The following is a 25,786-nucleotide window of genomic DNA, read 5'->3' on the forward strand; positions in this document are numbered from 1 at the left end:
TCAGGATGAGGCTGCTACGAATTCATCCATCTTCTGCAGGTGTTCAGCTGAGCCAGCGCGCGATCGAGCCGGTGATCGGCAATCCTGATGCGCTCGCGGCTGCCGTCGTTGGCCGCCTCAACAGCTTCGCCGAGAGGAGACTTGCCGAGGAGTACGCACACGCGATCAGCCACAGGCAGCCTGCCGCAGGGCTTGACGGCCAGCACCGCCATACCGACAGCATCACTGGCATCGATAACCCGGCGCTTAAGCCCGCTCAGCCGGAATACTGAATTCATAACCAACGCCACGCACCGTTCTTATCAATTGCGACGCGCGCGCATTTACTTCGAGCTTCCGGCGCAAGCGGAGGATCTGAACATCGATGCTGCGATCAACAATATTCTCGTGGATCCGGGTGGCCCGTTGCAGGTATTTTCGCGAGAGCGGCCGTTGGGCCGCTTCGACGAAAGCAACTAGGAGCGCATATTCTCCTTTTGTCAGAGCCACCACCGCGCCTGAAGGCTCACGGAGCTGGCGAGTCTTCAGGCATAGCGACCATCCCCCGAAAAGCCATCTTCCCGATTGTGTTTTTCGATGGTTTTCTTGGGGCCGAACCACTATATCGTTATCGCCCCGGCGGTTGCCAATCAAAATGATCGGGACGTTCCCACGGTTGCGGAGATTACGCAATATTTGGGGGCCATTGTCCTGGCCAAAATCCAAATTGACGACGATAGCGTCCGGCTTCAGCTTTTCGTAGATCGCTAACGCTTCTGTGTGCTTATCCGCCACAGTGGTTGACAAATTGCTGGCCCGCAGGTGTTCTTCCATGGTTTGGATAAGCGCGGGGTCATCGTCGACTATAAGGACGCTTCTGATCTTGCTGGCCTTGCTCATGACGCGCAACCCCACCTTGTCGCTCCTGGTCTGATCGTAACTTTTCAACGATAGCTCGCTTCCTGAGCGCGTTGAGTACAGAAGCTGCCTAGAGTTTGCACAGCCGCGGGCCTGCAGCAGTAACCGAGGGAACTCGATCCAGCAATACTCGATTGTTCGTAGCCCGTCCCGTTCATGAGCCTTGTGGTTCGAGCGCCGCTGAGCCTCCTCCTGCCAAGCGGCTTCGCTGTTGCCGGTCTTATTTCGCGTCCGTGACGCTTCCGTGCCTCGGCGTCACGGGCAGAACGGCAGATTCACACGGGGCAATAGGCCCGCCGACGATGTGGGTAATCGGAGCCAGACCGGATGGTTATATTTGATACCAGCGGTGCCGATTTCTGACTCGCTCCCCCGGATTCCTCCGCGACCCGATTTATGATTCTTTTGGGGCGAAGGGGATTCGCCTATGGGATCAGCCGTTCAGTTGCGGACATACTATTCGGCCTCGGAGCTTCGCCGTTGGCACGGGCTTCGAAGGACGCGCGGCAGAGCAGCCGTTTGCTTTCGCTGGCGGCGGTGCTTGACGGCATGAGCTGGGCGGACGCTGCCAGGATCGGCGGAATGGACCGCCAGAACCTTGCACGATTGGGTGCATCGCTTCAACGAAGCCGGGCCGGATGGGCTTCTGGATTCGTGGTGGAGTGGCCCCACATCGAGGCATTTAAAAAAATTTCCCGCGCACGCTGAAGGCCCATCTGGCCGACCTGCCGAAAGGCATATGGGTGGAGATATGGTTTCAAGATGAAGCCCGGATGGGACAGAAGAACGGCTCGGTTCGGCAATGGGCAAAACGTGGCACGCGTCCCCGACAGCCCGCCGACCAGCGCTAAGAACGCCTAATTGTTCGAGCCATCTGCCCGGCACGCGGCAAAGGGCTGCCCTGGCCTTGCCGCATGCCGACACCGAAGCCATGCAGCTCCACCTCGACGAGATCAGCCGCCAGTCGCCAAGGGCGCGCATGCTGTGCTGCACATGGATCGCGCTGGATGGCACACAACGGCAAATCTCGACGTGCCGGAGAACATCACGCCGATCTTCCTGCCGTCGCGATTCCCCGAACTCAACCCGGTGGAAACCTCTGGCCATACCCGCGCTCTAACGTAAGCACCCGGTGAGGACCGCCTTGTTTGTGAGGAGGTGAAGCGCTGTTGTCGTGGTTGAATTCAATGACCACGATGCAAGCAGCGAGGATAGCCACGTGTCCATTCATCGGATGGAGATTGTGAGTGGGACAGGCCGGCGTCGGAGTTGGTCGACGGCGCTGAAGGAGCAGCTTGTCTCAGAAACGCTGGAGCCCGGGGTCACGGTGACCGAGGTGGCGCGCCGCCATGATCTCGATCGGTCGCTGATTTATCGCTGGCGTCGCGCGTTTGGGGTGAGACGCGCTCGTGCGGCCGGCGCCTTTCTGCCGGTTGAAGTCGTCGACGACGCCGCGGCAGCGACAGAATCTTCGCCGCCAAGGATGACCAGTGCTCCTGCGCCGGGTGCGGGGCGGATCGAGATCGAGTTCTCTGATGGTTATCTCGTGCGGGTCGACAATCAGGTCGATGACAACGCTCTTGCCCGTGTTCTGCGGGTTCTGGCGCGCCAGGGATGATTCCGGTCCCGACTGGCGTTCGGGTGTGGCTGGCCACTGGTCACTCCGACATGAGGAAGGGCTTTCCGTCGCTGGCTCTGCAGGTCCAGGAGGTGCTCAAGGGCGATCCCTTGAGCGGCCATGTGTTCTGCTTCCGCGGCCGCAGGGGTGATCTTTTGAAGGTCATCTGGCACGACGGCCAGGGGGCGTGCCTGTTCACCAAACGACTGGAGCGGGGACGCTTTTTGTGGCCATCGCCGGCCGACGGCGCGGTGACGATCTCGACTGCCCAACTCGCTTATCTGCTCTCCGGGATCGACTGGCGAAACCCGCAGGAAACCTGGCGCCCGACGTCGATGGGATAACGGTTTTGTCTTTGCGATCGGGGGAGGATGTGATTCGCTCGGGCCTGTGAAATCCGCCCTTGATTCGCTTCCGGTTGGCGGTGATGAGCATGGAGCGCCGCTCGTAACGGGCGCTGATGAGCTCGAACAGCACGCTGGTCTCAGCCTGATCCTTGGTGACATAGGCGAGGTCGTCGAGGATCAGCAGGTGGAAGCGGTCGAGTCGGTTGATGGCGGCTTCGAGGCCGAGTTCGCGGCGCGCGACCTGAAGCTTCTGGAAGAGCTCGGTTGTTCTGGTGAAGAGCACCCGCCAGCCATTCTCGATAAGGGCGAGGCCAGTGGCCGAGGCGAGATGGCTCTTTCCGCCACCGGGCGGGCCGAACAGAAGCAGGTTCGCTCCCTTCTCGAGCCAGCTGTCGCCGGCGGTGATCGCCATCACCTGCGCCTTTGAGATCATCGGCACCGCCTCGAAGGCGAAAGTGTCGAGGGTCTTTCCCGGCAGCAGGCGAGCTCCGGCGAGATGGCGCTCAATGCGGCGTCGATCGCGTTCGGCCAGCTCGTGCTCGGTGATCGCGGCGAGAAAGCGGGCGGCGGGCCAGCCTTCCTTGTCGGCCTGTTCGGCAAACTGCGGCCACATGACCTTGATGGCCGGCAGGCGCAGCTCGTTGAGGAGCAGGCTCAGCCTTGCGGCATCGACGGCGTTGTTGGTCTTCATGCCGCGTCTCCCGTCAGGCTGGCGCCAATCAGGGCTTCATAGGCGTTGAGCGGGGCAAGGCGCACGACGACATTCGGCAACCGGGAGGGATCCGGCGCGAACCGTTCCGGCAAGGCCGCCATGTCGGGCAATCGGCGCGCCTGCAGCGAGGCGTCCAGTTGATCGGCCAGTTCCCTCTCGCAGCCGCGCTCGTGCGCAATGGCGAGAAGGTCCACCATGATGCGGCAGGCCTGCCGCTCCGGCAGACGATCCATGAGCATGTCGAAGGTTCGCCGATACGCCTCGCGCGGAAAGAGCTGGTCGCGATAGACCAGGTTCAACAGCGCCATCGGCTTGCGGCGCAGCGAATGGATGACGTGCCGGTAATTGACGACCTGGTCGTGTTTGCCGGATGGCGAGGCCCGCCCGCGCGGCAGGGTCATGAGCTGCGTGCCGCCGATGAAGATGTCCAGCCGATCGTCGAACAGCCGCACGCTGAGCCGGTGGCCGATCAGGCGTGAAGGCACGGTGTAGAACACCTTGCGCAGCGTGACGCCGCCCGATGAGGTGACGCGCACGGTGACCTCCTCGTAGTCGGATGTGCGCCGGACAGGCAGCTCCTGGAGCTCGGTGCGCTCGATGTCGATGCGCTTGGAATTGCGGGCGTTGACGCGGCTGACGATCTCGTCGACGAAGCAGCGATAGACGACCAGATCGTCGAAATCACTCGATCCCCTCATCAGCAATGCGTCGTTGATCGCCCGCTTGAGATGGCCGTGAGAACCTTCGATGGAGCCGTTCTCGTGCGCGATGCCGGCATTGTTGCGGGTCGGCGTCATGCCGTAATGGCCGCACAGTTCTTCGTAGCGATGCGTCAGGTCCGCGCGGGCACCTTGTCCAGGTTGCGGAACGCCGCCGACAGGCTGTCGCTGCGGTGCTCGCGCGGCACCCCGCCGAGCAACCAGAGTGCGTTCTGCAGGCCTTCGGCGAGCGCAACGAAGCTCTCGCCGCCGAGCACGACATGGGCATGTTCGAAGCCGGAATAGGCGAGCCGGAAATGGTAGAGACGGTGATCGAGCGGCTGTCCGGCGATGGTGACGCCAGCGCTGCCCATATCGGTGAAATCCGACAGGCCGAGGCGGCCGGGTTCGTGCGCTTGCCGGAAGATGACTTCCTGTTCCTCGCCATGGACAGGCGCCAGGATCGGACGCGACGCTCGATCGTGCGGCGAATGGCGTTGCCCAGCTCGGGATGACGCCGCAGCATCTCCTCGAAGATTGCGACCGGCCGGATTCCCGGCGCGGACCGCAGCAGCGGAACGATCTCGGCGTCAAAAATGTCGGCGAGCGGATCGGGGCGGCGCCGTTGTCGCGGAACCTTCCTCTGCGAGGGCAGCCTCGAATCCTTCTCGATGCGATAGGCCGTGGCCGTGCTGATCGACGCCTTCGCCGCCGCGACGGCCGTCGTATGGGTCTGCCGGAACTTCATGAAAAGCCTCATTTGGTGATCGGTTACGTGGCGGCCGGGCACAAAGTGATTCCTCCAATCGGAAAACCACCGGCATACCCGGTCGGCCGCGATCACCAGACAACGCTCCGAAAGGAACGCCGCCGGCGGCTTGAAACTGCGGTCGGGCTACGCCCTCCCTACGTCTCAAGCCGCCGGCATTCTCATCCTGATTGACGCTGCGCTCTCACTTTGATTGCCGCGCCGCACCTTATGGCCTCGGCCGCGTGAACAGCGCGCGGAACAGTTCCTCCGAACGCTGAAGACCTTCGTCCGTCAGGACCAAGGACTTCGCCTTGTTCACAGGGTCTGCAATCAGCCCCTTCCGATGCAGCCGATCCGTCACATTCCAATCGAAGCTCTTCCAGGCGCATCGTTCATTGTGCAGCGTTAGCCAAAGCAGCGCCAAGACCGCATCGTCGATCTTGTCCGTGTCGATCTCCATCCGCCCAGTCTAGCACAGATCGCGCGTCTGCCGCGGCCCAGACCGGATGGTTACGCTCCAACTGGCTCTCAAACTCTCAAACCGAGTCTTCGACCCCTACGACGCCATCATCGACGCGGCGTGCGAGGCCGGCAGAAACTCCTCGCAAATCCAGAAATCCTCACGTCAATCGGAATGAGGCGGTGGGCGCATGTCGTCGGTCAATCATCATGACCGCTGGTATGACACGGCTCGTCCTCCTGTGATGAGGACGGCTCGAACCGCCCGAGCAGCCCCGGACGCGCAGTGTAGGGCGAGCCACTTCACCGTCTTACGCTGCTTCGCTGCGGTGTCCCGAATGGTCCTGCTCTCCTTCATCGACAGACCTTCAGCAACAGCCGAGAGGCGCAGGCATGGCGCAACCTATGGCCACCGCGATGAGCAGCGTCGATCCCCGACGCCAAGCGCGACAAATCTGCGGCTCGCGAGATCATAGATACTCCCCGCCTTCGCTCCTTCAACGGCCGACGAGGCGCTTGCATAGGTTGGCGATCTCGTCTCGCTGACTGTGGTCTTCGGCAGGAGCAGCCGCCCCGCCCTGCAGTTCCACCGCCACGCATCGCGGACCTCGGAACGAAAAACGGCTCGTCGCGGCCCGCCACGCTGCGAGGCCGAGTATTAAACAAAGCCTTCCGCCCACTTCAGGCACCCGTTACGCACGCCGTTGCGGTCCTGCCCGGGCTACGAGGGCAAATACACTTCCAGGACACCACGCCTGCCACTGCGTCGGCCCACCTGAACAACCAGGTCAATCGTTCTTTTCGCATAGTTGACAATATCGCCATGGGACATCTGCACGCCAGAGCGCATCACCATGAGTGCCAGCCTGTCGAATGCAAGTTCAGGACTGTCTGCATGGACGGTTGTTATCGCGCCAGGATGGCCGGTATTGATCGCCTCAAGAAAATCAAAAGCCTCGATGCCACGAATTTCGCCGAGAATGATCCTATCGGGGCGCATTCGCAGACAGCTTTCCAGCAGCTTCGACGGGCTGCGAGCAGATTTCCCCTTACGGTCAGCGATTAGCCCCACCTGGTTCTTGTGTGGTGGGCAAAGCTCCTGCGCATCCTCTATGGTGATAATCCGCTCAGAGGGATCTGACATTGCCAGCAATGCGCGCGCGACCGTGGTTTTGCCAGACGACGTGCCGCCTGAAATCAGAATGTTAAACTTCTCGTCAATCGCCTGTCGGAACAGACCTTGCAGGCTGCCGGCCTTAGCCATATTGGCAACTGTCCGGCGGCGGTCGCGACGGTTGGCATCCACGGTGATCTGCCCGCCGTCAACGAAGTCGATATCGGCACTTTCCAAAGTTCGCGTCAGATATTTGCGGATCGACAGGGACACGCCTTCTTCGATAGCAGGCTCGACCACCACCTGCACGCGCTGCGAACTACCCCAAACCATAACGCGGCCTGAGACGATCGGGTGAAACGCTCCCAACGTGTTGCGCGTCTCTCCGGCCAGCTGTGCTCCAAGCCGCTTGATGGCATGCGCCGACAAGGCCACATCGATCTGATGCATATGTACCGATCCGGCTTCCTCGACGAAAATGGACCCGTCGGGGTTGATCACCAACTCATTGATATTGTCATTCACGAGATAGTCCCGGAGCGGACTCAAGTACTGCTCCACATATGAAATGCCGCGACTGGGCCGATAAGGATTCATCTAATAACGAGATCTTGATTGACGAACACTCGGATTTCCTCGCCCTGCGGGATAGCAAGGACGGGAGGCAGCGAGAGGTATTTTTCCAGTATACCCTTACCTTGATTGCTAAGTGCTCCGCCGATACTAGATACCGCTTGGCCCCCAGCGTTGTTGTTGCTTAATCCAGCACCTCCAGTATTGATCGTCGCGCCACCTTCTCTGGAAGACCTGTTGCTGCCGGTCGGAGCAGGAATGACCGAGGGCAAAGCGGTGATGGCGCTGATGAGAACAGCTGCACCTATCTTTTTGCCGTAGCGGTTGTCCACATTGCCTTTGGTACCGGCGCGACCGAGGAGGTCCGTGCCTGTGGAGCCCAACGCCATTGATTTGCCGTCGGGAGTGATGGCCCGGTTCCATGCGATCAGCACGCGTTTTTGCTCGATATCCGTTTCGTTATTGAAGGTGCCTATCAGGCTTGTCCCTGCTGGCAGCAGAATGCGAGAACCGTCAAAAGAGAATACCGGTTCGATGATCTGAGCGCGGATATTTCCCGGCATTTCTGTATCAATGGCGGTTTCAAGCACTGCCGAGATTATCGTGCCCTGCACGACGGTAAACGATGGATCAGCGAGAGCACGAGACACTGAGGTCCTTGTTTCCGAAACGGCTGCAGAGGCAAGAAAACGATCGTTCGCGCTCAGATTTTGGGGAATTTGTGGCATACCGCCAACTGCTGCGAGATGTGCCTCAGAATCGTCCAAGACTACGCCATTCGACTCTCTTTGCTTGGTGTTGATTTCTTCCTGTTGGCGACGCCTCTCGGTGTCGAGCTTGGCGGCATCCTCAAAGCGTTTGCGCTCTACTTCCAACCGCGAGGCCTCGGCACGCAGACGCGCATCTTCGGCCTTCGCGTTCTCGCGCTCCTCGTGAAGCTTCTGCGCCATTTCTTTGTTGTGGCGCTCCAGCAGTTTCTTGACGTCAGCGAGTGAAAAGTCCGAGCCAACGTTGGACCGGCGGGCCAGTGCATCGATCTCCTTGCGTAGCTCATCAAGTCGCTTGTTTATCCCAGCGTTGCGATCGGCCTCAGTCTCGCCGACTGCAGGCGGCTCGGGAACTAGAAAGTCCAGATGCTGAGGGTTCGTGGGCGCGCTTCCGACAGTCAGGTCAATCTCCGAAGTTTTTTCCTCATCGTCACCTCCCAAGCCGAGGATTTTCAGAGCTTGTGTCGGCCCGAAAGTCACCACGACCGCGACGACGACACCGGCCAGCAGTATGGCAGCAACAACCACCCTGCGGTTACTTCCGCGCTTTAATTTACCCATCTGCCGAGCTCGGCGTTCCTCGATCAGTTTTTCCCGTTCCACCGCTTTTTGTTCGGCATTGTGGTCGGGTCGATGGTCACTTTCGCCCGATTTATCCGGCACGCCTCAATCCGTTCCTCGCTGGTTTTGCCGTGTGCACGGCGCTTGCCTTGCCCACGCAGACAGTGTCATCGCCGATTCGCATCACCCAATAGTCGCTGGTGCCGTCGACGATGATATGGTTGCCGTCTGTGCGCGAATTGGCCAGTTTCTCCTCCCGGTCATGACCGACCTTAAAAATTGCCGGCCGTGGCGCGCCCTTGGGCAGGACGAAAGTCGTCTGCAACGTATTGTCTCTCACCGCGAGCGGACGGAACTGCGCATAACCCGAGACCATGTAGTCGTGCTTTATGGGACCGCCTTGGCTGCGGCTCTTGTCCAACGTCTTGAACCTATCAGGATAAGTAAAGACTGTCCGGAACGCTTGGTCGGCTCTTGTCTTCATCCCTGCCTTTACCTCGCCTACTGACCGTAACTCGAACGTATAAACGCGCTGGTCGGTGTAGATTGTCATATTGGTCAGCGCTTGGTCGATAATAGGCTTCAAGCTGACCACATTGCCCATTTTGAGCTTGACCACTTCCCAGGATGCGCTATCGCCGATGAGAATTGATTCGACATTCTCCCCTTCAGCGAACTGGACAGCTGTGACTGATTTCAGGTAAAGGTTAAGTTTGTAGACGTTGTTCTCATCGTACACATAGCGTTTGATGCGCGCGTCTGATGCAAACCCCACCGGTGATTGCTCTGCCATCACTGGATTTATCAGTGCTACGGCAGTGATTACTGAAAGTAATTGAATCAGGAACACTGCTTTTACCATTGTTTCCTCAGAGCTTTAGTTGGCGGTTTCCGCATCGATCCGGTATGACGAGACATTGAAGCCAAGCGGATTTTTCCAAACCGACTCCAAGGTGGCGTTTTCTTGTGGTTTGAACTGGTAGCCGACCGTGGCGATGAAACTGCGTTGGACAGTGTCGCGTGCATTTTCTTCACGATACTTAGTGATGCGCACACGAGCGAGATCAGCTGTGCTGGGCTGGTTCGAGGGAGTCAGGGAGACAGATTTGACCACAACTCGCACTCGAACGTCGTTGCCGTAGAGTGTGGGCGGATACTGTGCCGAATTCGAGCGCCAGGTTTGGGCGAGAGTTTCCGCGGCATTGTCGGATGAGCGGGCCATGACGTCAGGAATGCGGGTGCTGTTATCGGCTGGAGCGTAGGTTTCCCGGTCGACAACATAGGAGACGAGTTCCGCCTGAAGTACGGCCTCCTGCTGTTGGAGCGAGGCAGGCCGCACCTGGACGATCTTTTCTGCCTCGCCAGTGGTCTTGTCAACCAGCACCACATAGGGCTTGATTTCTTTGAGCGGCAGCACGACTAGCAGGGCTACCAGCGACAAAAGACTCGCGGCGACGGCACCAACCGCGATTTTCGCCCAGTTGTTGCGCTGCTCGCGAAGGCTGAAAAAGACCTCGTCTTCAAATGCATGTTGTAATGCTTGTTCAGCCACACGTCTCTCCTGTTGTTCCGCGCCTCGGACAATCAGCGGTAAAGATTGATCTGTTCGGGAGACAAGGTTCGGTTGCTTGATCGAGAGGAACTGCCGGGACGGCGAGCAGCAGTTCCGGCACCATCTGATTTCAGCGATGACTGTCCGATCATGCGGCGAGCAAGACGCTCATCCCGACGCTGTTGCCGCATATGGGCGCTTTGGCGCATCGCGCTGATCGCCGACCGCACTGCCCCGCCCGTCGAAGCGCCAGCGGCACGTGCGGTGCTTGCTGCATTCGCGCCGTCTCGCAATCGTTGACCGCTGGTGTGAAGTTTCATTGCAGCAGCTTTGGCCATGGAAGCTGCGGCACCGGCCGCGCCGGCGCCGACAGCGGCAACCGATGCAGAGGCTAGCGTGCTTGCCATGGTCGGGATCATGAACAGAAGAACGGTCGCCGCGATCATGATGAAAACGAAGTCGAACTCATCGTTCGATGTCGCATAGATATCACCGGCGACATACAGTACAAGAGTCATCAATGAGGCCGTTAGCAACGGGATAACTGCGAAGCCAACCGTGAAACGGGTCCAACTCTCGAAATGCTGCTTCGTTTGAGGCATCATCAGCATGATGATGGCCAGAGGCGCCAGGCTGATCGATACTGCGAGGCCTATTTTTCCGACTAGCACAATAATAGCTGATGCGGCGGTAAAAAAGAGGCCCACAGCCAGGATGAACGTGCCCACGAAGATGCTTCGAAATGCCTTCGCGAGCTTCCAGATTGAAATGTTCGAAAGGTGATCATGGGCAATTCGCATGATGGCGTGGGAGAACTCATCCATTGCCGAATATGTGTCCTTTATCCGTGCTGGATCGAGAACAGTGGGATCCTTAGTCCGTATCGCTGCTGCAACCCCCTGCATCATAAGCGCACCGTAGTCACCCGGCACCTCCACGAGCATTGTATAAATGCCTTGGAAATTTACCCACACACTGGCAAATGAATAAATAAGTATATAACGCAGCCCCCATTGTAGGTATGTCGAGTAATTAACAGGCTGGAACTGGATTATGTGATTCACAGCGATAAACAACAGCGCCACCAGCGCTATAGCGCCAAGTAGCGTTCTGATTGGGCCAGCGGTTGATTCGAAAACTGTCTGAACATAATCGACAAGCGTCGTATCGATTATATCGGCAATCGTTGCAATCACGCCCATAACGATTACCTGTTGAAGTCTTTAAGATCACGGATGCTCTCCGGCTCGGCGGAATCCGCTCCTGATGCCATGAAGTACGATCCTGCCAGCGAAGCGATTGCGGCTTGGGTGCGCAGTGTTTCGTTGAGTTGCTGCGCGATTTCGATCATCACGCGTGTGTTGATGTCGACGCTGGTTTTCAAGTCGTTACTAGATTCTAGTGCAGTGATATAGCCGTTGATCCTGCCCATGCTCGCATTGGCGCGCTTATAGGAATCCTCTGCGGTAGAGGCGGTAACCGCGCCTTGAGCCGATGCATGGGCGATAATAACCTTATCGAGGAGTTTGTCATTTCGAAGCGCAAATGCGTTGTCCAAGCGGTAGCGGTTGATAAATCCGGTAAGCGCTGCCTGAACGCCTTGAGGCCCAACCGTCCCGCCGCCCAAAGCAGCGTCGGCCATCTCCCGCAAACCTGGCCCTCCTTCACGGGCCGCGACGTCTGCCTCGCCATTGTTGACCGGGAACGGCTTTGGGCCTGATATGGCAGCACGCTGCGCTTGAGCCGCATCGTTGATCCGAGTCATCAGGTTTTCAGCTGTGACTGCGGACGCAAAGAGTTGTGCGATCCCACCGCCTATCAACCGGGACATTTCAACCATAGACGTCAGCAACTCGAGAGCATTCTCGTCGAAGGTTGCCTGCGCGCCAACCGGCGCCGGGGGGAGCGCTCCAATAGGGGGCAGGGGTAAAGGCGTGATCTGGGTTTCTCCGGCGTAAACCAGCGGACCCGTGGCCGCAAGCAAAAGGCCAGACACAACGATAGACTGGACAACGACATTCATGTGACGGCTCCTTCGGTTTGGTAGTCAATGACTTCCCAGGTGCAGACGCAATTGTTCTCCCGCACCGCGGGAACGGATTGGCAGGCCGGAAGGGGGACAAGTGTTAATGTAAGAAAAATCAGGGTACGTTTCATTGAAGCATGTCCATTTGAAAGTTTGGCCTGTCACGCCATCCTGCAGGCGCTTTTTCCCCACGGCCGCCTCCCAATATTTCGATGCCCTTACCGATCGCCCCTAGCGCGAAATCAAGAACGACACTGTCATCGCCCGATTTCAACAGCACGAGATGGTTGTCCACGTTGGTTGTCTGAAGGAACGCGCTTTCGGTCGGCGTGAGGTTGAGCGGCGCGAGTTCGGTTTCGGTGTTGTAGGAACTTGGGTAGACTAGACGCGTAACGGCGCTCTCCAGTATGCCTGCGCCGGCGGCGCTATTGGCGATGTGCGACACACGCTGGGTCAGGAGAACGACCGCAACGTTTTTCTTGCGCATCGTTAGCATCCAGTCCTTGAGGCGCCGTTCGAAGTACGAATCGTCAAGCAGCTTCCAGCCTTCATCAAGAACCAGCAGAGTTGGAGCCTCGTCTTCTACGAGCCGTTCCACGCGTCGAAAGACATAGCTGAGCCACGCTGTGCGGAGGGTGTCGTTATCGAAAATTTCCGTGAGGTCAAATGCCGTGATCCGATTGTCGAAAGCGAGCGAATCGACCCCCTTGCCGCCAAACAGCCAACCGAACTGGCCAGTCTCGTCCCACCGGCCAAGTCGGTTATAAAGGTCGCCATCATCGTCAGTCGCACGCAACTGGCTGCGGAACTGTGCGAAATTCTGCAGGCGAGGGTCAGCCGTTGCATTGGCCTGAACGGCATCGTGGAGTGCCTGAAGCTGCAGCGGACTTGATGGTCCGCCCTCATTGTTAGCCAATGCGGCAAGCCAATCGGATAGCCACGCTACGCCGCGATTATCTGCCTCTGCAAGCATAGGATTGAAGCCCGTTTCCTGCCCCATACGCACCGAGGAATATGTTCCGCCCATGGCGCGGACCGCCATCTCGAAACCATTATCCTTGTCAAAGATGATAATTCGAGTGCCAAGCCGTTGGGCTTGGCTAAGCAGAAACGCGGTACCAAGTGTCTTGCCCGACCCGGTTTGGCCAAGCACGAGCGTATGGCCGACGGTGCGCTGATCTAGCTTCCCCGGCAAGTGGAAGCTGAAGCGGAAAGTCTCGCCGCGCGCTGTTGGGAAGATTGTCACGCAGTCGCCCCAAGGACATTGCTCCGGTGGGTTGCCTTTCGGCAAGCCGTGCATTGCGCAAAGTTCTGCGAAGTTCTGGGAAGAGATCATTGCCGCTCGTGTGCGGTATCTGAAATTCCCCGGATGTTGAGCGAAATAGACGGCGCGGGCAGAGAAGTTCTCGCGCACGATTGATGCACCAGCGTCCTGCACCGCGCGCGTAACATAAGCCATAGCTCCCTCAAGCTCTTCCCGCGTTTCGCAGAATAGAGCGATGCTGCAGTGATGGTCACCAAAGACGATGCGGCCGGATGCAACATCGTCCTCAGCCTCTTCGAGTTGTGCCATCAGCGAGATGGCCGCATCCTCTGCCGCCTTCATCTGCTTCCGCACACGTGCGATCCTAGCTTGGGCGGTAATGTTGTCGATGGGTGTAAAGCTCTGCGAGACCACGGTATCATACGGCAGATTGAGGCTGTCGAGGATGCCGGGATAGGTTGCGGTTGGATAGTCCTTTACCGTTATGATCGTACCGTAGCGTTTGAGGCCTGGGTTCGCATTGTCGCATTCGAAGATATTTCCGCGGAATGTGATCATCGAATTTGCTAAAAGGTCGGCGACAGGGATGAACTTCTTACCGGCGATGAGCCGCCCACTTGATCCGTCGATCAGCGTACGCAAGAAGCTGAGCCATTCACCATTCGAGACGGTTAGCCGACGAGGCTTTGCCTCACTTGTGCTGACCAAGCAGGCGTCGATCATCTGATCGAGGCGGACCGCGCGCGCGGCAATCTCTTCGCGAGTACGGGTATCCTTGTTGCCAAATATACTGATAAGATTGGTCAGCTTTTTCGGTGGTCGGATCAAAATGGTGACCATCGTAACACGGTCGCGCAGTCCAATGGTCTCAAGATAATCGCGCCAGCGCCGGTCAATCTCCTCGCTGAACGGATCCCCCTCGACAGGCCGCATAGTCGGCCGAGTTTCAACTGATATTCGGTGGACGTAATACCCAACGTCACCGCGCTGCTGTGCAATTAAGCGCGAAAACGTGTTACTCAGCTCCATAGTCTGTCGAGTGTCGATCGTGTCAGCATTGAGCCCTTCGACGACAAAAGAGGCCATTAGATCGCCATCCCGCAACATCAGTGTGACATCGTCCACGATGCTGAGATACGGCAGCTCGCTGGCGAGTTGTTCGGTTTTGGGACGAAAATCAAGCATGGTATACTAGTCCTTCACCCTTCAACAGTGATGGGCTCATTCGCGTGCTTCGCGCGGTTGCGATGAAGACATTGATGATTTTCGGATCGTAGGCGGCTAAAGCACGCAACGCGCCGTAGCCGATACCCCCCACGATTACCAGATAAACGACCGACGCGGTGATGATGAAGCCGATCATCACGATAGATATGAGGACCACCAGATACATGATCGGCAATCCGGCAAAGGAGACTTCTCGGGTCAAGCCTATGAAGAGCACTGTGCGTTGAATAGCCTATACTCCTTTGATAGATCTGCGAGGCAGTCCGCTCCCTCAGTGGGCGGCCAAGCCCTTGACGAAGGTAGCGCCACCAAAGACGATCGCAATGCCTAAGATGATGGAGACTGCGAAGGTCCAGTCCATCCGACCGGTCATGAACGAGAAGCCGACAGCAATGACAGCCAAAGCCGAGATTGCAACACCGATCGGGCCGGTGATCGCCTTCACGATCGCCTCAAGGAATGTGTGCACGCCGCTGAAATCCTGAGCCGCGCTCGGACTAGCGAAAATAAGGGCCAGGAAAACCGCAGTAGCGGCAATCGACAAAAATTTTGTCCAATTAATGTTAGAAACGCTCTGTTTCATATTTACCTCTCAATGGTTTAATTGCCGCCGTCCTTGAACTAAGTTAGCGCGCACCTGTAGATGCTGTTCGTTGATTCCTGTTATTTTTCGCGATCCTGAGAGGTTCAATGAAGCGTCCCGGCTCAGAGGCCCGTTCTGCTTCAGGTTCAAGCGCTCGCCCGCCATGGGGGACCGATGCTGGGCCCGCGGCGGCGGGACAGCTTCGGCCTCAGCACCGAAATTGAACAGTGCCGACTGCGGCCCTGCCTCCGGCGCAGCGCCGAGCGGGCGCCACCCCTCACTTCGATGACCTTTCCGTTGTCGGTTTGCTCAAATACCGCTGCCTCGGCTAGATCGGCCTGCCCGATCATGAAGACGGTCGCGGTTGAGGCCGCGATCGTCTTCACAAGCGTACTTCTACCCGCTAGATTGTTTGCTTGAGACATGGGATCCTTTCGAGCGGACTCGCTTCTATAATTCCATTCTTAATCCAATAGATGACATTTTATACGTTACGACTATTTATGCTCCGAGCGCGCGCCGCCCTATAGCGATAGTTATGTCATTGCTCGACTTAGGCGTCTAAGGAAAACTGGTTCCGATTGTAGCTTTTGTGTTGTATCTTCGTAGTTAGAAGGGGAAGTATGATTTCAAAGGAATCGAACGTCGTATCGGGGGCGAGCGGCTGCGTTTAGGGGTTGTGGCGCCTTCCTGTTTCGTGACAGAGAACATCAACACGACATCGGGAATAGACGTTCTGGCCGTCGTGACAGGCTGACCGCCCAGCGCAAGCCTCGTTCGCTCAAGGCCTGACGAAGGACGCGCTCGACCCGTGTCAGGAATCGGCGAGCACCATCCCGAACTGCACGCCTGCGCTCATCAGCCGCTCGATCTCTTCTATCGCGATTTCCGTCGCGCTGCCGCTCCTTCGGAACACGACCTTCGCCATCGGTTGGGAGCGCTCGTCCACTTCTAGTGGTTTCCGCCTGACATAAGAGTCCTGGGTGGGAATCTGGCGCATGCGCACAGGAATGTCTCTCACCGTCTCGCCTTCTGATCATCGGCAGCTCGCTGCCTTGGTCAGCGTGCGGCGCGGCAATCAAAGTGAGAGCGCGTATTGCCTCACCATGGAATGCTCCCGAACGATTCATCCGTTGCCTCACCAGGATGTTCCCCACGGCTGCGGCCGTTCAGCTGGCCATTGTCCTGACGGTCGCGACCGACGGCGGCGCACCAAACACCATCGTGTGAGCCTTTTCTTTGCGCCATGTCTTCACCCGGCGTTGCAGCGTGCGCAAAAGGAGATCGGGGTACTTCTCTGGGTGCTCCGCCTGCAGACGCTCGAGCAGTTCCCGGCTCGTCCGCCACGGTTCTTCGTCAAACCAAGCCCGCAATTCGTCGGTCACTCCTGCAAGAGGATCAGGTCGCCGCCGTTCTCGCTTTTGCTTTGGTTTCAGCTTCGCGGTGGGGCGGATTTCGCCCTCCTCCCACGCAGTTCGCAATCCTGAGAGGAACTGATCGAGCGCGGGCTCGGTCATGGGCGCGGGCGTGGGCGATTGATCGGCGATGGCGACAAGACGCCGTTGTGCGGATCTCATGTCCCTCAGCAGCCTGACGGGATCCAGCCGCCCATATATCTGCAACAGCTCCATGCGAACGGATTCCGGCGTCCGCGGGTCTTCCAGCAGCCGCTGGCAGGGTGTTGCCGGAGGATAATACCGCTTGCGCACCCGGGCACCGTCACGTTCCTTTTCAGCCAGCTTGAACGACGGCTGGAAGAAGTTCACGAACAGCCGCACCGTCGAATAGAGCTGCGCCAGGGCTGCGGCGGCTTCAAGTCCCTCCAGCCGGCGATAGCCGACAATGCGGCGAACGACGGCGCCGTTCTTCTGCTCGACAAATGCCTGGTCATTCTTCCGGTAAGGCCGGCAGCGGGTGAACTCGATGCCGCCGTCCCGGCAGTAATCGCGCACAGTCTCATTCAGGAACACGCTGTCATTGTCCGTGTCGAAGCCGAGAAGTTGGAACGGCAGGAGCCGCCGCAGTTCCGTCAGCACCTCGCTCAGCAGCTTCTGCTCGCGGACAAGCAGGGGAGCGCATTCCGTCCACCCGCTTGCAATGTCGGTGAGACAAAGCGCTTGGATAAAGCTGCCGCTCGCCACCGGGCCACTGTGCGCCACCAGGTCAGCCTCGACAAATCCGGGCGGAGGGTCCTGCCAGTCGGAGAAAGTACGGATCGGAATGCTCCGTCGTAGCGCCGTGGATACCGCGCTGTGGCGTCGTGCCCGTCCTCCTGCGGTCTTTCGAGCCTCGCCAAGAACGCGGTCGATTGTCGCCGCGCTCATCGTCAGAAGCGGGTGCGGATTTCCGCGGTCAAACGAAGATGTCCGTGACGTTCCATCGCCTCGACCAGAATAGGAGCCAGCGCCTTCAATCGTTTGCCACAGATCCGGTCCGACGCCTCCCAGATGACGATCAGCGCTTCACGAACGGCATCGTCATAAATACGGCGATCGGGCCTCGGCCTGAACGAGACGGAGACGGGCCCTTCCGCAACAGCCGCATTGCGTGCTTGCGGTGAAACCCGCTCACGGCAACAAATTCATCGAGAATGCGCGCCTTTTCGGCACGGCCGCCCCGCACATAACGCTCCCTCACCGCATCTACCAATTCATTCCGTGTCGCCACGCTTACCCGCCTCATCTGATCTGCTCCTGCCACACCACTGCCGGGAGCAGATCAGATGAGGCAACGGCTTAACATTCAGGAGCAATTCAGACGAGGCAATGCGACGTATTGCCAGATTGTCGCGCTATATAGTGCCATTCGACGCCGGTTGCCTGATACCATCGCAGGATCGCCATCGAGGTCAGCTCGGTGCCGTTATCAGAGACAATCGTGTCCGGCCGACCACGCCAGCGTGATGATGGCATCCAGCTCGCGCACCACGCGCAGGCCCGACAGCGAGGTGTCGGCGATCAATGCAAGGCATTCCCGCGTGTAGTCGTCGACGATGGCGAGCATCCGGAATCGACGGCCATCGGTGAAGGTGTCGGAGACGAAGTCCAGGCTCCATCGAGTGTTGGCACGATCGGCCACGAGCGTGGGCCTGCGCGTGCCCAGCGCCCGCTTGCGTCCGCCGCGCCGGCGCACCTGCAGCTTCTCCTCCCGGTAGAGGCGCCGCAGCTTCTTCATCACGATGCCCTGCCGGTCCAGCATGATGTGGATCCTGCGGTAGCCGAACCGCCGGCGCTCCGCCGCCACGGCCTTCATCGCCTCGCGCAACGGAGCGTCGTCCGGACGGGTGCTGGTGTAGCGCACCGTCGAACGGTCGATGTTCAGAGCCTGGCACGCCCGACGCTGGCTCACCCCATGCACCTCGCAGGCATGAGCCACCGCCTCCCGCTTCGCATCGGGCGTCACCATTTTTTTTGCGGCGACATCCTTCAGGATCGCGTTGTCGAGCATCTGCTCGGCCAGGAGCTTCTTCAGCCGGGCGTTTTCGTCCTCCAGAGCCTTCAGGCGACGGGCGTCGGACACCTCCATCCCGCCGAACTTGGCCTTGAATTTGTAGAACGTCGCTGCCGAGATGCCGTGCTTGCGGCAGACATCCGCCGTCTTCGCACCGGCCTCCTGCTCCTTCAGCATCCCGATGTTCTGCTTCTGTATTCGGTGTCCTCCAGTCAAGGCGTGACGTTCGATGCAGGTTCTTTGCTTCTGTTCGCGGTCGGCACGCAGCCGCCGGCATGACGGTGTCCGTGGGTCCGATCGGTTCAAAGCTCTTCGGCGTGCTCGGGAAGCGGCAACGACAGATCATGCGAACTCGTCCGGACCGCGCCCTGCATCGAGCGCTCGCTATTCCGTGGACAGCTCAGCCTACGCAATCTGTGCAATCCCCTGCGCGTCATTCCGGTCCGTCTTCACCGTCATCGCGCCCAGAGCCGCTTTGACATGTCGACTCTCGAGACACACGACAGGGAAGCCCTCGTCGACCAAGTGTCCGCCGATCCACTCCGATGTCGCACCGGCTTCCAAGCCAACGCGAACTAGATCGTCCCGCCATCGCTGAAGTGCAGCCGTCACGGCATCCGGGTCACCGAGCACCTTTCCCTGCCATAGCATCTCGCCGGTCTCGGCGATAACCTACAGCGTCGAGTGAAGTATCCAGTCCTGCATAAACGCTCATGCCGATCTCCTCTTGCCAGGTCGGCTCTGAGCATCAGACAAACGTCATGATCCGAAAAGGGACCAGGCGTTCAACGAGCTGAACCGAATACATGGGGTAATCGCGGGAGCGAGTTTCCCAAGTCTTAGCTATGGAAGTGGGTGGCTGTTCCCCGACAGGATGGAATACGGGCTCACGATTCGCACCGGGCCCAGGCATCTCAGGGAGAACAGCCATGGAAGACTATATCGGCCTCGATGTTTCGATGAAAGAGACAGCGGTTCCATTCGACGTGAAGGCAAGCGCGTCTGGCGTGGGAGGTGCGCCTCTGATCCAAAGGTCATTGCCGAGCTTGTCCGCAAGCGGGCGCCGGCCGCAAAGCGCGTCGTGTTCGAGACCGGCCCTCTATCGGTGTGGTTCTATCATGCGCTGCGCGCAGAGGGTTTGCCGGCGATCTGCATCGATGCTCGTCATGCCAAAGCAGCGCTCGACATGGCCGCGAACAAAACCGACGCGAACGATGCCGACGGTTTGGCGCATCTTGCAGAAGTTGAAGTGCGAGTGAAAGGCTTCGACAGCATGCTGACGCGCACGCTCGTGGCGGCACGCAGCAGGCTGGTCAGGATCACGACCGAACTCTCAAACCAGATCCGAGGGCTCATGAAGACATTCGGACTGCTTGTTCCCGCCGGCAAAGGAAGCACGTTCGAGAGGAATGTCCGCAATCTCCTTGTCGACCAGGACGGGCTCACTCCTATCGTGCTGCCGATGCTGGAAGCCTGGCGCAGCATGCGCGTTCGGGCCGCTGAACTCGGGCGTCAGCTTGTCGCTGGTGCGCGTCAAAGCCGAGCGTGTCAAATACTCGTGTCGATCCCCGGTGTCGGCGCAATCACCGCGACTTCGTTCGTGACCGCCATTGAGGAGCCGGACAACTTCAAGAAATCTCGGTCCGTCGGCGCCTGGCTTGGCCTGACTACCCGACGATACCAATCGGGAGAGGTCGACTATGATGGCCACATATCCCGGCGGGGCGATCGTCATTTGCGAGGGCTTCTCTACGAAGCTGCGACGGTCATCCTGACCCGCAGCTGCGCCGACAGCAGCCTGCGAACATGGGGTCTAAAACTCCGGGAGAGGATAGGCTTCAAACGAGCCGCCGTTGCCGTAGCCCGCAAACTGGCGGTGACAATGCATGCGATGCTCAAGACCGGCGAGTTCTTCGACAGGACCGCTGGCGCGACAGCGTGACGGCTTTGAGGATCGCGTTCAGTCTCTGAGCGCGCCGAGACGTCCCTGCCGGGGCGTGGACAGAGCCATTCCGCTAGATGGGGTCGCACCGCTGGCTCAGCTGAGTGCGTCGAATACATTGAAGGCTCTCCCCGCGAAGCTCCATCATGCGGCAACCGATGTTGACCGCGAAGACAACCCTGCACCCGGCACACGCGTCTTAAGACGTGCAGATACTTGACGTCAACATTGCGATTAGACAACCCCATCTCTTCCGTGAACCGCGAGGGTCGCATCGTCCGTCTCCGTGATCGACGGACTCTACCCAAATCTGGAGGAAGTTCAGGGTCTCAGGTCACAAACGAAGCCCAAATCGGTGAGACACGATAGGGGCTCGGGCCAGGCGATCATTGATGCGCTGCTTGAGGCGTTCAACGGTCTTGCGGCGTCGAATAAGCCCCCGGCCGGACCCGGGCGCTGGCTGGATCAATGGAAACGGCGGCCGGTACGCGGGCTCAAAAAAACATGCAGCATCATGATTTCGGTCTGCGCAGGCTATCAGAAGCGTTTCCTTCATTCCGAACGCCATCGTTAGGCGCCCTGCCATAGGTTTTCGAGAGCGTCTTTTCGGCATCCAATTTGGCGCGCAAGAGCGCCATGACCATCGGCCAAGTCGAAAATTTCCCGTCCCGAGCGCGGTCCGTCAGGCTACGCAAATAACCGCCGGCGCTGTTGATCTGATCAGCGCGCTGATAAATCGCGGCCACCGTGATCGCCGCCTGCCGTTCGCCCAGAACCTCGTTGGCCTCCCGCCAGGCGCTCTGGCTGATCCCCAACATGGGCCGGACAAGCTCGGCCGCGGCCAGGAAATCCCGCCAGTGGCCAAGCTCGCCGCTCTGGGCGAGCTCCCGCATGTTCGGGCAGGCGGACAGCACGATCTCCAATGGCAAATCCCGCTTTGGCTGGCTCCGCAGATTGTCAGTACCTTCGGCGCTGCAGCCCGCTTCCTTTCTTTCTCCTGTGCCGCTTTCAGATTCAGAATTGGAGTCTGGGTTTGAATTCTGTATGTGGCGACCGAAATGGGACTCATTGGCGTCCGTATTCCATGAATCCGCAAACGATTCCAACGCGTCACGGATCTCACGCCATAGCACCTCGAGCTCTTCACAGATGCTTTCGACGAGTTGACGTGGAGCAGAGCGCGGCAGACGGCTGCTAATGGCCTGGTAGTTCTGCTGCACCCGGTCCCAATTGCCTGGCACGCCTTCCTCGGTGCCGGTATCGATCAGCTTGACAATATCCCGTCGCAGGAGCGTCAGTCGTTCCCTTGCGAGACGGAATGCGCGCTTCTCGGCCTGGGCGGCATCCGCAATGTCCTTGAACTCGGCTGCCCGCGCGACGATCGGCGACAGATCGAAGCCGAAGGCCTGCTCGATCTTGCCTCCCCGACCTTTCCTTGCATATCGCTTTCCATTAGGACTGTCCCTGCGAATGATCAGACCGCATTCGACCAGAACGACGAGATGCCGGCGAAGCGTTGTAGGCGGCATGCCATTGGCGCGCGCCATCAACTGCTCGTTCGACGGCCAAACAATAAGATCGCCATCACCCGTGAGAACCGTCTCCTGGTGGAAGGACAGCAACGCGTTCAGAATCGCCAGAGCGCGGTCCGTGGCGCCGAGGAGATCTCGGGCCTCTCTGATATGCTGAAAAGTCTGCCACTTGTGAACGGCGGCATCCTTCGGTGCCGCTCTTGCCTTCACCTGGCTCGCAATTTGGCCAAGCGTCATCGTTCGCCGCCCAAAGGGCGTCGTCGCTATATGTCCCGTCATGGTTCTGCCCTCTAGCTTTTGGCAAAGCGAAAGCGCTCACCAAAATGGTGTCAGATCTCCTCATGGAGACTCTTGACTGACTTGAATCGCGGAAGTTGACCGTGAAATCGCGGAAGTGAGATTCTCAATGTCACCCAAGCGAACGCGAAAGGCTTCTGAGAAGTTGTCTCAGGGCCTCCTTTTTTTACCGCATGCTACCTCTATGTTTGTTGCGCTATCCTATGGTTTTCGGCCGAGACCGCCCTCCAGCGCTGAAATTATCCCCTCGCCCTGGCGGGCGGAAAACCTGTGTATTAGCATTTGCAGCTCTTCCTCGACGGAATCGCCAAACGCCGGCGCATATACTGTCACAATAGAGAGCTTGATGTCGCCGCCGGAGAATGTCGCCTTGCCGACTACTTTTTCGGCTAGACCCTTAATCTCCTTCTCGCTGCGGCACGGCGGCGGCGGCGGCTTCTTCACCCGCTCAATGGCTAACTTGTTCTGGCCTTAATCTAGATGCTCAAGCACATTACTGTCCGAATGTTTGGCGTGCAGCCGGAAAATGGCGTGCAGCAGAAAGAGATGATCTGACGAGCGTCACCACCTCTGACATTATTCGACCACTTATTTCCCAGGCATCGCGCTGACCCCGGGAAAATCGAACTTTATGGAATATGAACGAGACATCTTCGGTCCCTATCGCAGCAACGGACTGGCACCGACTGCATTTTTCTCGAACAGCTGTGCGCCAAACGGTACGCAAGGTAGGCGCCCGTCGTCTTAGCAATGCCGCCCTTGAAATTCGCTCCGGCCAGACTCTGCAATGCTCGCCATCTCGCCGATGCGGCAGAAGCCTCAGTGCCTCGGCCGTCCGATGAGCCGCAAACAGCTCCCGACGGCCTTTGATCTGTGCCAGCGTATATACACAATGGTTGGTTTCAAGGCGGACAGGGACCGGGCCCTTCCCATCGTTGGATATGAGCTCGAGTGTCGATTCAGGAGTGGAGGCCAGTCGTGAAACCTCGTGAATCATGAAGTTCCGAAGGCTCCTCCGTGCGTTCAGCGGATACATCTGTTGGCGCCGCGCCTGCAGATATTCGAAGAGAATGTCAGCATGCCGAACGATCTTGTCGGCCGGATTCACGTTCTGCACTCTGGTTGCCGCAAGCACAGCCATTGTCGATTTGTCCTCCGTGTCGGTCTAGATGCGACATGTCGGCCCTTACCCAGAAATAGCTAGGACACGATTCTTCGCCCGCGTCCAGTGGATTAAGGTTAACAGCAGGTTGAAGCATATCGTTGTGACCGGGGCAGACTGCAGGCGCTCAGGCTTGACCGGTTTGCCTAACGAGATCTGGGAAGCGTCCAAATCGGCTGTTGTTGCGGGTTTATGCCGAGGGGAGTTGTCACGTTATCGAGCGGTGATCGAACTGCCCCAGACAGGCAACCGCGCCCGGCACGGCTGTCCAATGCGCTATTGCGCGGATGCGGTGAATGTGAGTGGTCAGGGCGGATCGTTTTTGATGCGGGGTGACGAAGAGATTTCTGAGTGCCAAGAAGATCGAGATAAATCGCTGCAGGCTAGCCACTGAACCGTATCGAACTGCGGACCAAAGTACCCATCATACGGAGCACGCGTGACGCCGTGTAATGCTAGGCCGGCCACAGCGCGGTTTGCCCGATTGCCGGTTAGGGAGAGGGCGCTAAGGAAACACCATGAAATCCATTGGTGAAGGCGATGACATTCGTGCGCCCGGGGACTTTTCTAGCAGAATCGCACGCTAAGGTCGAACGGATATGAACAGATCATGCCGCCCGTCGGATTGGTGCTGGCAAGCGAAGCGATCTAAAGCCTTCGGGCATCTGGTGCTGAGAATCCCAGGTGTAGCTGCCTATGAGCTTAATGTGTTTCCCAACTGAGCGGCGAGACGTGTTTGAGCAGGTCATTCGGGATAGTCCGACCCGCCATGCGCAGGTGCGTGGCTGCGCGGTCAAGATAGACGGTGTTCCAGTGGACGATGGCGCTGACGACGAGATTAAGACCGGAAGCGCGGAACGCCTGGCTCTCGAATGACCGGTCACGGATTTATCCGCGCTCGTGGAAGAACACCGCGCGCTTGAGCTTATGCGCTGCCTCACCCTTGTTGAGGCCGGGTTGGCACCGCCGGCGCAAGGCCGGGCTCGAATACAATTCGATCATGACCAGTGATCGCTCGATCCGGCCGAGTTCCCGCAGCGCCTTGGCCAACTGGCTTTCCTTCGGAGACGCCGAGAGCTTCTTCAGGATTGTCGAGGGGACGACGGCACGCGTCGTGATCGACGCTGCCAGATGTAGCAGGTCATCCAAAGGTCAAGGATCAACGCGGTGTTGATCGGTGCGCCGATGTGGTTCGTCAGCGCCGGGTAGGCGTCGCCTTTCTCGAATGTGTGGAACTTTCGATCTTTGAAGTTGCGTAGCCGCGGCGCGAAGCGTTTGCCGATAAGGGCGAACAGCCCGAAGACGTGATCGCTCGCGCCGCCAGTGTCAGTAAAACGCTCCTGCATATCCAGGATCGTATCCTGGTCGAACAGGCCATCGAGCACGTAGGCCGCTTCGCTTTCAGTGGGGCTGATGGGCAAGATACTGAAATAGCCGTACTGATCCGACAGGTGGCTGTAGAATTTCGATCCCGGTTCGCTGCCATAGTGCAGATTGACGTCACCGCGTTTTGCCGCTCGGTCGCTCGCACGGAAGAACTGTCCGTCGGACGACGCGGTCGTTCCGTTGCCCCACAGATGGGAATGTGGGTGACCGGTATGTGCGTCGGTGATGCAGGCCTGAGCGGCGCGATAGGTTTCCGATCGGGCATGGAACGTGCGCATCCAGCCAATCTGATGGGCGCTGATGCCCTTGGAGGCGCCGGCCATCCGCTTCGGACCGAGATTGGTTGCATCGGCCAGGATGCCGGCCAGCATGGCAGAGACATTCCGTGGGGCGTCGCCTGTGCGGACATGTGTGAAGTGATTGGCAAAGCCCGTCCGATCATGCACTTCCCTCAGGAGATCAGGAACTTCGACCAGCGGATACATCTCGCTGATCTCTGCGTTCAGTTCTTCGGCTGCCGCAGGAACGTCGCCGACGGTCGGCGTCACGATCAGCGATCCGGCCTCAACGCGAACACCCTCGATCCTACCAGCGCGAGCGCGATAGGACAGGCGCTTCAGATTGAAGTCCAGCACCTGCTTTACTTCGCTCAGCCAGGCGGCGACGTCACTGCCCACACCCAGGCCAAGCCGATCATCTTCCCTCATCGTGGTGAACGTAGATCGCGGCATGAGGTGCTCGTCGATCGGGCGGAACGAGCGGCTGCCCTCTACCCATATATCCGCCGAGCGAAGGCGCTCGCGCAATGCGGCGAGCGTGGCGATCTCATAGAGCCGGCGATCAGGCTTCTGCTGCCCAAAGATCAGTT

At 58.7% G+C, this 25,786-nt stretch carries 18 protein-coding genes and 8 pseudogenes; 5 read left to right on the plus strand and 21 right to left on the minus strand.

All coding sequences use genetic code 11. The annotated features are described in order from the left end of the window. The first annotated feature begins 5 nt into the window (after nucleotides 1–5). Nucleotides 6–272: a hypothetical protein gene (locus AC0L2P_RS27915; protein ID WP_473505965.1), complete on the plus strand. Its 267-nt coding sequence runs from the start codon at nucleotides 6–8 to the stop codon at nucleotides 270–272. Here the strand turns inward: AC0L2P_RS27915 and AC0L2P_RS27920 are convergent. Next, nucleotides 247–927, minus strand: coding sequence for a winged helix-turn-helix domain-containing protein (locus tag AC0L2P_RS27920; RefSeq protein WP_473505929.1), 681 nt, complete (start codon nucleotides 925–927; stop codon nucleotides 247–249). The two genes, AC0L2P_RS27915 and AC0L2P_RS27920, sit on opposite strands and share 26 nt — an antisense overlap. 397 nt (nucleotides 928–1,324) lie before the next feature. Here AC0L2P_RS27920 and AC0L2P_RS27925 point away from each other — a divergent pair. From AC0L2P_RS27925 to tnpB, 3 genes and pseudogenes are all read left to right on the plus strand, one after another. Then, nucleotides 1,325–2,018 (plus strand): annotated as a pseudogene (locus AC0L2P_RS27925) (transposase); the annotation flags it as partial. 53 nt (nucleotides 2,019–2,071) lie between these two features. Further along, nucleotides 2,072–2,515: an IS66-like element accessory protein TnpA gene (gene tnpA, locus AC0L2P_RS27930; protein WP_292592691.1), complete on the plus strand. Its 444-nt coding sequence runs from the start codon at nucleotides 2,072–2,074 to the stop codon at nucleotides 2,513–2,515. Between the two features lie 50 nt (nucleotides 2,516–2,565). Next, nucleotides 2,566–2,769 (plus strand): annotated as a pseudogene (gene tnpB / locus AC0L2P_RS27935) (IS66 family insertion sequence element accessory protein TnpB); the annotation flags it as partial. Here the strand turns inward: tnpB and AC0L2P_RS27940 are convergent. The 16 genes and pseudogenes from AC0L2P_RS27940 to AC0L2P_RS28015 all read right to left on the minus strand — a co-directional run bounded on the left by AC0L2P_RS27940 (nucleotide 2,711) and on the right by AC0L2P_RS28015 (nucleotide 19,268). Continuing rightward, complete coding sequence (locus AC0L2P_RS27940) at nucleotides 2,711–3,553, minus strand: ATP-binding protein (RefSeq protein WP_473505931.1); 843 nt, start codon at nucleotides 3,551–3,553, stop codon at nucleotides 2,711–2,713. The pseudogene tnpB and the gene AC0L2P_RS27940 sit on opposite strands and share 59 nt — an antisense overlap. After that, nucleotides 3,550–5,062 (minus strand): annotated as a pseudogene (istA, locus tag AC0L2P_RS27945) (IS21 family transposase). The gene AC0L2P_RS27940 and the pseudogene istA overlap by 4 nt, the downstream one beginning before the upstream one ends. Nucleotides 5,063–5,249: 187 nt before the next feature. Further along, a complete protein-coding gene (locus tag AC0L2P_RS27950; protein WP_292592689.1) occupies nucleotides 5,250–5,483 on the minus strand; it encodes a DUF6429 family protein in 234 nt (77 codons plus the stop codon). 720 nt (nucleotides 5,484–6,203) lie between these two features. Next, nucleotides 6,204–7,121: a P-type DNA transfer ATPase VirB11 gene (virB11, locus tag AC0L2P_RS27955; protein ID WP_473505933.1), complete on the minus strand. Its 918-nt coding sequence runs from the start codon at nucleotides 7,119–7,121 to the stop codon at nucleotides 6,204–6,206. Between the two features lie 68 nt (nucleotides 7,122–7,189). Further along, a complete protein-coding gene (locus tag AC0L2P_RS27960) occupies nucleotides 7,190–8,599 on the minus strand; it encodes a TraB/TrbI/VirB10 family type IV secretion system protein (protein ID WP_473505935.1) in 1,410 nt (469 codons plus the stop codon). Further along, nucleotides 8,589–9,359: a TrbG/VirB9 family P-type conjugative transfer protein gene (locus AC0L2P_RS27965; RefSeq protein ID WP_473505937.1), complete on the minus strand. Its 771-nt coding sequence runs from the start codon at nucleotides 9,357–9,359 to the stop codon at nucleotides 8,589–8,591. Before AC0L2P_RS27965 ends, AC0L2P_RS27960 begins: the two co-directional genes overlap by 11 nt. Before the next feature lie 15 nt (nucleotides 9,360–9,374). Further along, the gene (locus AC0L2P_RS27970; protein WP_473505939.1) at nucleotides 9,375–10,049 is read right to left on the minus strand and encodes a VirB8/TrbF family protein; all 675 of its coding nucleotides are present in this window, start codon (nucleotides 10,047–10,049) and stop codon (nucleotides 9,375–9,377) included. Nucleotides 10,050–10,081: 32 nt separating this feature from the next. Beyond that, nucleotides 10,082–11,251 (minus strand): type IV secretion system protein, encoded by a 1,170-nt coding sequence (locus tag AC0L2P_RS27975; RefSeq protein WP_473505941.1) that lies wholly within the window; start codon nucleotides 11,249–11,251, stop codon nucleotides 10,082–10,084. 5 nt (nucleotides 11,252–11,256) lie between these two features. After that, nucleotides 11,257–12,072 carry a type IV secretion system protein gene (locus tag AC0L2P_RS27980; RefSeq protein WP_473505943.1) on the minus strand — a complete coding sequence of 272 codons (816 nt, stop codon included), beginning with the start codon at nucleotides 12,070–12,072 and terminating at the stop codon, nucleotides 11,257–11,259. A 130-nt stretch (nucleotides 12,073–12,202) separates the two neighbouring features. Further along, nucleotides 12,203–14,524 carry a VirB4 family type IV secretion/conjugal transfer ATPase gene (locus AC0L2P_RS27985; RefSeq protein ID WP_473505945.1) on the minus strand — a complete coding sequence of 774 codons (2,322 nt, stop codon included), beginning with the start codon at nucleotides 14,522–14,524 and terminating at the stop codon, nucleotides 12,203–12,205. Next, nucleotides 14,517–14,783 carry a VirB3 family type IV secretion system protein gene (locus AC0L2P_RS27990; RefSeq protein ID WP_473505947.1) on the minus strand — a complete coding sequence of 89 codons (267 nt, stop codon included), beginning with the start codon at nucleotides 14,781–14,783 and terminating at the stop codon, nucleotides 14,517–14,519. The genes AC0L2P_RS27985 and AC0L2P_RS27990 overlap by 8 nt, the downstream gene beginning before the upstream one ends. 54 nt (nucleotides 14,784–14,837) lie before the next feature. Continuing rightward, nucleotides 14,838–15,149, minus strand: coding sequence for a TrbC/VirB2 family protein (locus AC0L2P_RS27995; protein WP_473505949.1), 312 nt, complete (start codon nucleotides 15,147–15,149; stop codon nucleotides 14,838–14,840). 814 nt (nucleotides 15,150–15,963) lie between these two features. Next, the gene (locus AC0L2P_RS28000; RefSeq protein ID WP_473505951.1) at nucleotides 15,964–16,098 is read right to left on the minus strand and encodes a hypothetical protein; all 135 of its coding nucleotides are present in this window, start codon (nucleotides 16,096–16,098) and stop codon (nucleotides 15,964–15,966) included. A 220-nt stretch (nucleotides 16,099–16,318) separates the two neighbouring features. Continuing rightward, a pseudogene (locus tag AC0L2P_RS28005) lies at nucleotides 16,319–17,831 on the minus strand (transposase). A 107-nt stretch (nucleotides 17,832–17,938) separates the two neighbouring features. Next, nucleotides 17,939–18,776 (minus strand): annotated as a pseudogene (locus tag AC0L2P_RS28010) (IS3 family transposase); the annotation flags it as partial. 228 nt (nucleotides 18,777–19,004) lie between these two features. Continuing rightward, complete coding sequence (locus tag AC0L2P_RS28015) at nucleotides 19,005–19,268, minus strand: hypothetical protein (RefSeq protein ID WP_473505959.1); 264 nt, start codon at nucleotides 19,266–19,268, stop codon at nucleotides 19,005–19,007. A 260-nt stretch (nucleotides 19,269–19,528) separates the two neighbouring features. Between AC0L2P_RS28015 and AC0L2P_RS28020 the strand changes: the two are divergent. Further along, nucleotides 19,529–20,541: pseudogene (locus tag AC0L2P_RS28020) on the plus strand (IS110 family RNA-guided transposase). Between the two features lie 512 nt (nucleotides 20,542–21,053). Here the strand turns inward: AC0L2P_RS28020 and repC are convergent. The 4 genes and pseudogenes from repC to AC0L2P_RS28040 all read right to left on the minus strand — a co-directional run. After that, a complete protein-coding gene (gene repC / locus AC0L2P_RS28025) occupies nucleotides 21,054–22,352 on the minus strand; it encodes a plasmid replication protein RepC (RefSeq protein ID WP_473505953.1) in 1,299 nt (432 codons plus the stop codon). A gap of 219 nt (nucleotides 22,353–22,571) precedes the next feature. Continuing rightward, nucleotides 22,572–22,814: a hypothetical protein gene (locus AC0L2P_RS28030; RefSeq protein WP_473505955.1), complete on the minus strand. Its 243-nt coding sequence runs from the start codon at nucleotides 22,812–22,814 to the stop codon at nucleotides 22,572–22,574. 926 nt (nucleotides 22,815–23,740) lie between these two features. Then, nucleotides 23,741–23,935 (minus strand): annotated as a pseudogene (locus tag AC0L2P_RS28035) (hypothetical protein); the annotation flags it as partial. A gap of 205 nt (nucleotides 23,936–24,140) precedes the next feature. Beyond that, nucleotides 24,141–25,786: pseudogene (locus tag AC0L2P_RS28040) on the minus strand (Tn3 family transposase); the annotation flags it as partial.

The organism is Mesorhizobium sp. WSM4836, from assembly GCF_055811815.1.